Here is a 9473-nt window from a genome sequence, read left to right as displayed (position 1 = left end):
GGGGATGTGAAGACATACCATTCAAAACGAGTGATTACGATGAGCCAGGGTCTTGCAAACGACTTACAGTTTCATAAAAATTATCAGAACCAAAACAAGTTAGCATTATAAGAAAATTATCACCATGAACTAAATTTAGTTCTATGCGGAAATGATGGGAATTATATGCCGAAATCGAGCTTATTCAACTCTTTTACTCGAATCTTAAAAAAACTGGACTACCATCACTCCCTATCCACTCTTTACGTCATACACACGCGGTATTATTACTGGAATCAGGTTCAGACATGAAATACGTACAGGAAAGACTAGGACATGGCAGCATGCAAATTACCGCAGATGTGTACGCGCATATTAGTAAAAAGATTGAGAATGATCGAATAGGTAAATTTGATGATTATATGAAGAATGTTCTCGAATAATTTTTGTGGGCAATTTGTGGGCGTTTATTTTCAACTACTAGTTTCATACAACTGCCCACAAAAATAAAAAAACCCCGATACCAATGGTATCAAGGGTTTCGATAGCTTTTCCAATCTTAATAGATGTTCATATATTGATCGCGTTCCCATTGGTGAACTTGTGTACGGAACATATCCCATTCTATTTCTTTTGCTTCAACGAAATGTTCAAGTAAGTGATCACCAAGCGCTTCACACATTACTTCATCAGATTGAAGCTTGTCTATTGCTTGTGCAAGGGTTGCAGGCAAGTCAATAATTCCTGTTTGCTCACGTTCTTCCTTCGTCATAACGTAGATGTTACGATCTACTGGTGCAGGAGCTGCAAGTTTGTTTTTAATACCATCAAGTCCAGCTGCTAGAAGAACTGCAAGTGCTAGATAAGGATTTGCTGCAGGATCCACGCTACGTACTTCTACACGTGTGCTTAAGCCACGAGATTCAGGAATACGAATGAGTGGACTACGGTTGCGAGCAGACCATGCTACGTAACATGGTGCTTCATATCCAGGCACGAGACGTTTGTAAGAATTTACAGTTGGGTTTGTTACAGCTGTAAAGTTAGGAGCATGCTTCAATACACCAGCAATAAAGTGGCGCGCATCATCACTAAGCTTTAAATCGCCTGTTTCATCGTAAAATGCATTATCATTACCACGGAATAGTGATAAGTTACAGTGCATACCAGACCCATTCACACCAAATAATGGTTTTGGCATAAAGGTAGCATGTAAGCCGTGCTTACGTGCTATTGTTTTCACGACAAGTTTAAATGTTTGAATGTAATCACATGCTTGAAGTGCGTTTGCATATTTAAAGTCAATTTCATGTTGACCTGGTGCAACTTCGTGATGGGATGCTTCAATTTCAAATCCCATTTCTTCTAATTCAAGAACGATATCACGGCGACAATTTTCTCCAAGATCTGTAGGAGCTAAATCAAAATAACCACCGTTATCATTTAATTCTAATGTAGGATTTCCTTTTTCATCAACTTTAAATAAGAAAAATTCAGGTTCAGGTCCTAGATTGAAGCTTGTAAATCCCATTGCTTCCATTTCTCTTAAGATGCGTTGCAAATTATTACGCGGATCTCCTTCAAATGGCGTACCATCGGGATTATAAATATCGCAAATTAATCTTGCAACTTTTCCCTTTTCTGATGTCCAAGGGAAAACTACCCAAGTACTTAAATCTGGATACAAATACATGTCCGATTCTTCGATACGAACGAATCCTTCGATAGAAGAACCATCAAACATCATTTTGTTAGAAAGTGCTTTTTCTAATTGGCTAACAGGAATTTCAACATTTTTAATGATCCCTAATAGATCTGTAAATTGCAGACGAATATACTTTACATTTTCTTCTTTTGCCAAACGGAAAATATCTTCTTTTGAATACTCTGCCATAGTTTCGTTCCTCCTAATTCCTAACATCTTATATTGAAAATCATGAAACACATGTTTAGTGGAAAAATCGGGACATGTCTCCTTGTCGCAAAGATGTTCGGTTATTTCGTCCCACTTGGTAAAGTTCATCTCTTAACAGCTTACGCAGTTGTGCATCAGAAAGCTTTTTTTTATCTACTGGATGCGGTGTCTGTGGTGGTGTAAGCCCCGCAGCTTTCATCGTAAGCACTTGTTTAATGCCTGCTAGATTTAAGCCCTGATCTAATAGATCCTTTATTTCTAACAGCTTATCTACATCATTAAACGAATATAAACGGCGGTTTCCATCTGAACGAGTAGGTGAAATTAAATCGTGCTCTTCGTAATACCGAATTTGTCGTGCCGAAAGCTGCGTTAAATTCATAACGATTCCAATGGGAAACAGCGGAGTAGAGCGGCGTTCATCATTGCTCACTTCAGTTCCTCCTTCACCTTAACATATCTCTATTTTATTACTGGGTATGTGTTATGTCAATAAATGTTAGATGACATAACACATTTTCACTTTCGGACAGGAGAAACCCTCTTTCTTAACATGTACCAAATATATTTATTGTATGAAAAGAGAATAGTCCTTTTTATAAAGTTAGTAGCTGTTTCTCAATTAACGTATCTACCGCTGAGCAGATAGCAATCTTCACGTGACTATATGTTAATCCTCCTTGAACGTACGCTACATATGGTGGTCGAAGCGGGCCATCTGCGGATAACTCAATGCTTGCGCCTTGTATAAATGTTCCTGCAGCCATAATAACGTCATCTTCATAGCCAGGCATATAGTTTGGATAAGGGGTAAACTGAGAATTAATAGGTGACGCATATTGAATCGCTTGGCAAAACGCAATCATACGATCCGGATCTTGAAACTCAACCGATTGAATTAAATCTGTGCGCTTCATATTCCAACGCGGATATGTATTCATTCCGAGATTTTCTAACAAAGCCGCTGTAAAAATTGCACCTTTTAGTGCTTGTGCTACTACGTGCGGAGCAAGAAAGAATCCTTGATACATTTCCTGTAAACTATACAAAGATGCACCTGCTTCTGCACCAATACCTGGTGAAGTTAACCGATAACCACATGCATCAACATATTCCTTTTTACCAACAATATAGCCACCCATTTTCACAATACCGCCGCCAGGATTCTTTATTAACGATCCTGCCATTAAGTCTGCCCCAACATGACAAGGTTCAAGTTCTTCTGTAAATTCTCCGTAACAATTATCAACAAAAACTACGATTTCAGGGTTAATTTGCTTCACAAACTGAATCATTTCTTGTATTTCTGCGATTGTATAAGATGGCCGATTTGCATATCCCTTTGAGCGTTGGATACCAATCATTTTCGTTTTGGGTCCAATTGCTTCTCTCACTGCTGGAAAATCGACATGTCCATCCTTCGTTAAATCAACAGAACGGTATCCAATTTGAAATTCCTTAAACGAACCGATGCCTTTGCCTCGAATACCAACGATTTCTTCTAACGTATCATATGGTTTTCCTGTTATGTATACCAGTTCATCCCCTGGACGGAGAATAGCAAATAATGCCGTAGAGATTGCATGGGTTCCCGAGATAATTTGTGGACGCACAAGACCTGCTTCTCCGCCAAATACATTCGCATACACATCCCCTAACGTGTCGCGTCCGATATCGTCATACCCATATCCAGTCGTGGGAATAAAGTGCGAATCACTTATTTTATACGTACGAAAACTCTCCAACACGCGAAATTGATTACTTTCTGCCACTTCATCAATATGTTGATGGGCCTCTGTTATCATGGCTTCTACTTTTTTTACTATTGGATATAACTTCTTACCATTTTTCAATCGATTAAACATCGTACTCTTCTCCTTTTTGCTTTGAAAATCGTTTTATAATGCCTATAAGCGGAGAATGTTCAAATAAAAATCCTTCGCATTCATATGTTTGCATTGCCTCATGAAACGTAATTTCCTCTAAAATACTTTCTGATATGAAACGAGATAATACTTTCCCTTCGGCAGCAGGAATCGTTACATTGTATGGTTTCATCAGATGCTTCATTTCTTCCTCAATTTTCACTTTAACTCGTTCTACATCTTCTTCGCGGAGAGCACTGATGACCATACTCTCCTCATTTGGTAAAGGAAGAAATGCTGGATGCTGCTGATCTTGTTTATTATATATCGTGACAGAAGGAATTTGTTCACTGCCTAGCTCAGCCAAAAGCTTTCGAACGGTTCTTTCATGTCCTTCAAAGTTAGGATTAGAAGAATCTACAACGTGTAAAATGAAGTCTGCTTCATTGACTTCTTCTAAGGTAGATCGAAACGCTGCAACAAGTGAAGTCGGCAAATCTTGAATGAATCCAACTGTATCACTTAGCAAAATAGTAAAGCCACAAGGTAATGTCATTCTTCTTGTTGTCGGATCCAACGTCGCAAAAAGTAAATCTTCTTCAAATACATTTGATTCGGTTAATCGATTAAACAATGTTGATTTCCCGGCATTTGTATATCCTACAAGGGCAACCTGAAACGTACTATTTTGTTTTCGACGCTCTCTATAGCGTTTTCGGTGCTCTTCAATGACTGATAGTTGGTGATTCATCTCATCAATGCGATCCCGAATATGGCGACGATCTGTCTCAAGTTTTGTTTCCCCAGGTCCTCTTGTACCAATACCACCGCCAAGTCTGGATAGTGAAGTACCTTGTCCACTTAACCGCGGCAAGGAATATTTAAGTTGTGCTAGTTCAACCTGTAACTTACCTTCTCTTGATTTCGCTCGCTGCGCAAAAATATCTAAAATTAATTGTGTTCGGTCGATAACACGAACTCCAAGTTCATTCGATAGATTTCGAATTTGACTCGGTGTTAGCTCATTGTTGAAAATAAATAAATCCGGTTCTAGTTCTTCAGCAAGGGCTACGAGTTCCTCTAGCTTTCCTTTTCCAATATATGTAGCTGGATGAAATCTCGGACGCTTTTGCGACGTCGTGATAAGTACATCAGCTTTTGCAGTTGCTGCTAATGAAGCTAGTTCACCCATGGAATATGTAAATCGTTCCTCTTGTTCGTTCGGCAATTGGCAGCCGACTAAAATCGCTTTTTCTTTCTCCAAATACGTTCACTCTTTCCTTTACAACATAGTCTATTCTTAATAATAACAGAGGAACTGCTTTTGTTCTAGTAAGGGGAAGAGGAAACGTTTTTACTAGCATTTTGAAATAAAGCCATACTACTTAAAAAGGAGGTGGTAGTATGACGAACCATGTAAATATGGGAAAACAAGAAAGCTCCGTTAGACAAAGTGAAATGAAACCGAAATCTGCCGCTACAAAAAGCAAAAAAATGGAAGAACATCATAAAAATAAAGTACGTGAGGAAGGAGAAGGTTAGATGGCAAAAGGAAATAACGGACGCAATCGCGGTCATGTCGCTAGCAGTGTAAATGCACAAGGACAGGCTCCTGGTGCTACGAATGATCCAAAAACAAAGCTTGAAAACTATGCAAAAACCGGAAATACAAATTCATAAGAAAAAAGCCGCACAAGTGGTTAATTGTGCGGTTCATCCCCAAAATCCAAATCAGCACTTGAAATAGTCAATAAATCATATTTATCATACGTATCTTGGGCTAACAATCGCATGGCCTGTGAACGAACTGATTTTTCAATAATATTTCGTACATAGCGCCCATTACTAAAGGAATTGACACCATTTGAATACTTCACTGCATTCAAATGGTCACGAAGTTTCCACTCCGCTTCCTTAGAAATCTGATACTCCCGTTCTTCATACATTCGTTTACCTATTTCTAACAATTGACTCACATTATAATCCGGAAATTCAATAATAAACGGAAACCGTGACTGTAAGCCGGGATTTAAGGAAAGAAAATGATTCATCTCACGCGAATAACCAGCTAGTATAAGAACAAATTCATGCTGCTTATCCTCCATATGCTTAACAAGTGTATCAATGGCTTCCTTCCCAAAGTCTTTTTCTCCACCCCTTGCAAGCGAGTAAGCCTCATCAATAAATAAAATGCCACCCATCGATTTTTTAATTAGATCCCGTGTTTTTTGAGCAGTATGACCGATGTATTCCCCTACTAGGTCAGCCCGCTCAGCTTCAACGAGATGCCCCTTTGTTAAAACGTTCATTTTAAATAACAACATACCAATAATACGAGCTACCGTTGTCTTCCCTGTTCCTGGATTTCCTTTAAATAACATGTGCAGCACTTGTTTCTCAGCCTTTAGACCTGCTTCCTGTCGCTTTTTATTTACATAAATCCAAGCATATATTTCTTTAATAATTTTTTTCAAATTTTCCATTCCAACAAGCCTTCCCATTTCCTCTTCTACTTGCTGTAGCATCTCATGTTTTGTTTCAGCTTCCTCTTCTATTGCATGTCTTGATGGTATTTGTGAAACGATATCATTCGTTCTATTTAATACAATGTTTATTTGATTACGGTTTTTTTTACGAATGGATTGCTCCACTGACAAACCTCCCATTGGCAATATGTTAAATGTTACTAGGAAACAAATCATTATTTACCGTTTTCTGTTATAATTTATTAAACTGTAGGGGGTGGATGTATGCAAAGACAACGAGTTCAAAATGAAGAAGTACAACAAACAATCCTGTCTTTTGCTGCTTTTTTAACGAGTATCGGCCGAAAGCAGTCTACTATTAAGCGTTATGTGTACGATATCGAGGATTTTCTTAGTTGGGTTACTAAATACAAGGATCCCTCTCTTAACAATATATGGGCTTCCCTTTCCACTCAAGACTACGAAAATTATTTTTTTGAGTTGCAATCCAATCGGAATTATTCTGATAAAACAATACATCGTGTCTATATTGTTCTAAATCGAATCTATTTTTTTTTACAACAATCGCGACCATCCTTAGAAAATCCATTACAAAGTATCGAAATGATTACGCAACCAGACCGAGCTCTGCGCAAGGAGGACTTCATTTCTGAAAAGGAAGAAAGACAACTAAAGAAAACCATTATATCTTTAAATGGGCTTTCGGAGAAACAGCTGTCTGCACGTCCATTTCTAATAGATCGTAACCAATCCATTATTTCTCTTATGCTTGATTACGGTCTATCCTTGCAAGAACTGACATCACTTACTATGCAAGGCGTACATTTTGAAAGAAATATGCTTTCCGTTCCACCGATAACGGGGAAGACCCGTACGATTACATTAAAAAAAGAAGACAAACAAATATTATATCGGTACTACAAAACAATCCCCGAAGCCGTGCGTCCAAAATATCATTCACATGATCCATTGTTTGTTGCCTTTGATTTTAATCGAAATACATATAAATGGGTATACGAACAAGATGCGCCGAAGGAATTAACAGAAATTGCGATTCAAAAAATGATTCGACTCGAAGTTGTTCGAGCTGGTATTCGTAAAGGTATATCTGCACAACACTTTCGCAATACTTATATTCTTCGTTTAGTCCAAAAAGGTGAAAACGAGGACATTATTATGAAGCTAGTAGGTTTTAAAACGAAACTTTCTTTAAAACGCTTCCTTGCTTTTGAAAAAAATAAAGAGGAAACGTAAAGGATAGCCTAGCTTCCTTTACGTTTCCTCTTTGAATATACCTTTCACGACGATTACAAACCTTCTTGCAATCCATTTCATATTATGTGTAATTGGCATCATTTTAAGATTATACCGCTATCATTATGTACTATTCTAATTCAATGTTTACATTTTTTTGTGGCACGAATGTAGAAATGGCATGTTTATATATAAGCTGCTGCTTGCCATCTGTTTCCAATAATACCGTGAAATTATCGAATCCCTTTACGAGACCACGAAGTTGGAAACCATTTAACAAGTACAACGTAACATACGTGTTATCCTTACGGAGTTGATTTAAAAATTGATCTTGAATATTGATAGATTGCTTCATATCGAATCCTCCTCTTTTTCTCTACTTACTTTAATTCGACTAAAAAAGTAGCTTTCCTTCTACATATTTTAAAATTTCTTTCATTTTTGTCTCATTTGATACATCAAACCAAGCTACGTCCATTTTATTTCGAAACCAAGTGAGCTGTCGCTTCGCATAGCGTCGAGAATTTGTCTTTAACAATTGTACTGCTTCATCTAGCGTAATCAAACCATCCACATACTGATATAGCTCTTTATATCCTATTGCTTGAATAGACTGACAGTCTCGTATACCTGCATCATATAAGGATCGCACCTCCTCAAGTAAACCTTGCTCCATCATAAGATCAACTCGCTTATTGATTCGCTCGTATAATTGACTTCGTTCCATCGTTAAACCAACAAGGACGGTATCATACACCATCCTATTCTCCTGTTCTTCCAATACTTCACTCATCTTCGTTCCAGATGTATGGTGAATTTCTAAGGCACGAATGACACGACGAATATTATTTGGATGAATATGAACTGCACGTTCAGGATCCACTTCCACTAATTTTTCATATAATGCCGTTGCTCCGGCACGCTGTGAAAACAGTTCTAATTCTTGCCGGTACGCTTCGTCACCTGATATGGCAGTAAACTGGTAATCATACAAAACCGACTGGATATATAATCCCGTTCCCCCAACAATAATGGGAAGCTTTCCTCGACTTATTATATCTTGTATGTGTTGACGTACATGTTGTTGGAATTCAGCTACTGAAAATGGTTCTTCTGGGTCTTTAATATCAATCATAAAGTGAGGGATATCATCCATTTCTTCCTTTGTCACTTTCGCAGTACCAATATTCATGTTGCGATAAATCTGCATGGAGTCTCCACTAATAATTTCTCCATTCAAAGATTTTGCTAAATCAATACTTAACTTCGTTTTTCCCACTGCTGTAGGACCGATAATAACAACTATCTTATCCTTTACTAAATCTCCCACACTTTTCACTCGCTTTATGTCAAGTTGTACATCAGATTAGTATGCCCAACTTCTTATTATTTAAAAGAAATAAATTTCTTTTCATTATAATAATTGAAATTTTTTAATTATGTAGAATTTTATCCTATTCATCATAGTTTGTCCACTTACAGCATAGTAATATTGTAGTCCTATCAATGCATGTTTAACATTTTCATGAGTAGCTATACATGTCTACCTATTACCGTATGCGCATCTTGTTTTATGCCATTGTTCTAAAAGCTATGAAATTGGGACATAAAACCTACTGGGTAAAGGAGAGATTCAAATGGACCAAAGAATAATCCACTTACAATCCCTTGTTCATAATTTGACGCTTCAATCTGCTTCAAAGCAGATCCGTGTATCGGAAGATGATTTACAATTTGCGCTTGACTGTTTGCTACAATCATTTCAAGCATCGTTACGTGAGAATCCTGATTGGGACTACATACAAATGAAATTTTTTGCGGCATACAATCTGTTAACAGGTCAATCGGTGCTACCATCATAAGTTGGTTCGAAGTACCAAAACCTTCTTTTTTAAAAAAACCTTGTTAGATTTTCTTACAAAAGACGTGTAAGATTGCGAAACCATTTCTATAATATAGAAGAATACTTTGTTC

Annotated in this window: 11 protein-coding genes and 1 pseudogene; 5 read left to right on the top strand and 7 right to left on the bottom strand. The window is 37.5% G+C overall.

The window, feature by feature from the left end:
• Positions 1 to 422: pseudogene (locus AC11ZT_RS09080) on the top strand (tyrosine-type recombinase/integrase); the annotation flags it as partial.
• Positions 423 to 538: 116 nt separating this feature from the next.
• On the opposite strand, the gene glnA reads toward AC11ZT_RS09080, so the two are convergent.
• The 4 genes from glnA to hflX all read right to left on the bottom strand — a co-directional run bounded on the left by glnA (position 539) and on the right by hflX (position 5023).
• Positions 539 to 1873, bottom strand: a complete 1335-nt coding sequence (gene glnA, locus AC11ZT_RS09075) for a type I glutamate--ammonia ligase (protein ID WP_484059289.1) — start codon at positions 1871 to 1873, stop codon at positions 539 to 541.
• Between the two features lie 55 nt (positions 1874 to 1928).
• Positions 1929 to 2276, bottom strand: a complete 348-nt coding sequence (locus tag AC11ZT_RS09070; protein ID WP_379970253.1) for a MerR family transcriptional regulator — start codon at positions 2274 to 2276, stop codon at positions 1929 to 1931.
• A gap of 214 nt (positions 2277 to 2490) precedes the next feature.
• Positions 2491 to 3759 carry a methionine gamma-lyase family protein gene (locus AC11ZT_RS09065; protein WP_484059288.1) on the bottom strand — a complete coding sequence of 423 codons (1269 nt, stop codon included), beginning with the start codon at positions 3757 to 3759 and terminating at the stop codon, positions 2491 to 2493.
• Positions 3752 to 5023, bottom strand: coding sequence for a GTPase HflX (hflX, locus tag AC11ZT_RS09060; protein WP_484059287.1), 1272 nt, complete (start codon positions 5021 to 5023; stop codon positions 3752 to 3754). The genes AC11ZT_RS09065 and hflX overlap by 8 nt, the downstream gene beginning before the upstream one ends.
• 140 nt (positions 5024 to 5163) lie before the next feature.
• On the opposite strand from hflX, the gene AC11ZT_RS09055 reads away from it, so the two are divergent.
• Together AC11ZT_RS09055 and AC11ZT_RS09050 are read left to right on the top strand one after the other, a co-directional pair.
• A complete protein-coding gene (locus AC11ZT_RS09055; RefSeq protein WP_484059286.1) occupies positions 5164 to 5301 on the top strand; it encodes a hypothetical protein in 138 nt (45 codons plus the stop codon).
• The gene (locus AC11ZT_RS09050; RefSeq protein WP_484059285.1) at positions 5302 to 5439 is read left to right on the top strand and encodes a hypothetical protein; all 138 of its coding nucleotides are present in this window, start codon (positions 5302 to 5304) and stop codon (positions 5437 to 5439) included.
• Positions 5440 to 5459: 20 nt separating this feature from the next.
• Here the strand turns inward: AC11ZT_RS09050 and spoVK are convergent, their stop codons facing one another.
• On the bottom strand, positions 5460 to 6410 hold the full coding sequence (gene spoVK / locus AC11ZT_RS09045) for a stage V sporulation protein K (protein ID WP_484059284.1): 951 nt from the start codon (positions 6408 to 6410) through the stop codon (positions 5460 to 5462).
• Between the two features lie 99 nt (positions 6411 to 6509).
• Between spoVK and AC11ZT_RS09040 the strand changes: the two genes are divergently transcribed.
• Positions 6510 to 7499, top strand: coding sequence for a tyrosine-type recombinase/integrase (locus tag AC11ZT_RS09040; protein WP_484059283.1), 990 nt, complete (start codon positions 6510 to 6512; stop codon positions 7497 to 7499).
• A gap of 130 nt (positions 7500 to 7629) precedes the next feature.
• On the opposite strand, the gene hfq is transcribed toward AC11ZT_RS09040, so the two are convergent.
• Entirely contained in the window at positions 7630 to 7854 is a 225-nt protein-coding gene (gene hfq / locus AC11ZT_RS09035; protein ID WP_379967464.1) for an RNA chaperone Hfq, read from the bottom strand.
• Positions 7855 to 7893: 39 nt separating this feature from the next.
• Positions 7894 to 8829, bottom strand: coding sequence for a tRNA (adenosine(37)-N6)-dimethylallyltransferase MiaA (miaA, locus tag AC11ZT_RS09030; protein ID WP_484059282.1), 936 nt, complete (start codon positions 8827 to 8829; stop codon positions 7894 to 7896).
• A gap of 307 nt (positions 8830 to 9136) precedes the next feature.
• Here miaA and AC11ZT_RS09025 point away from each other — a divergent pair, with 307 nt between their 5' ends.
• Complete coding sequence (locus tag AC11ZT_RS09025) at positions 9137 to 9361, top strand: hypothetical protein (RefSeq protein ID WP_484059281.1); 225 nt, start codon at positions 9137 to 9139, stop codon at positions 9359 to 9361.
• Positions 9362 to 9473 lie beyond the last annotated feature (112 nt).

The organism is Ectobacillus sp. (assembly GCF_056992975.1).
This window is presented reverse-complemented; position numbering and strand designations above follow the sequence as displayed.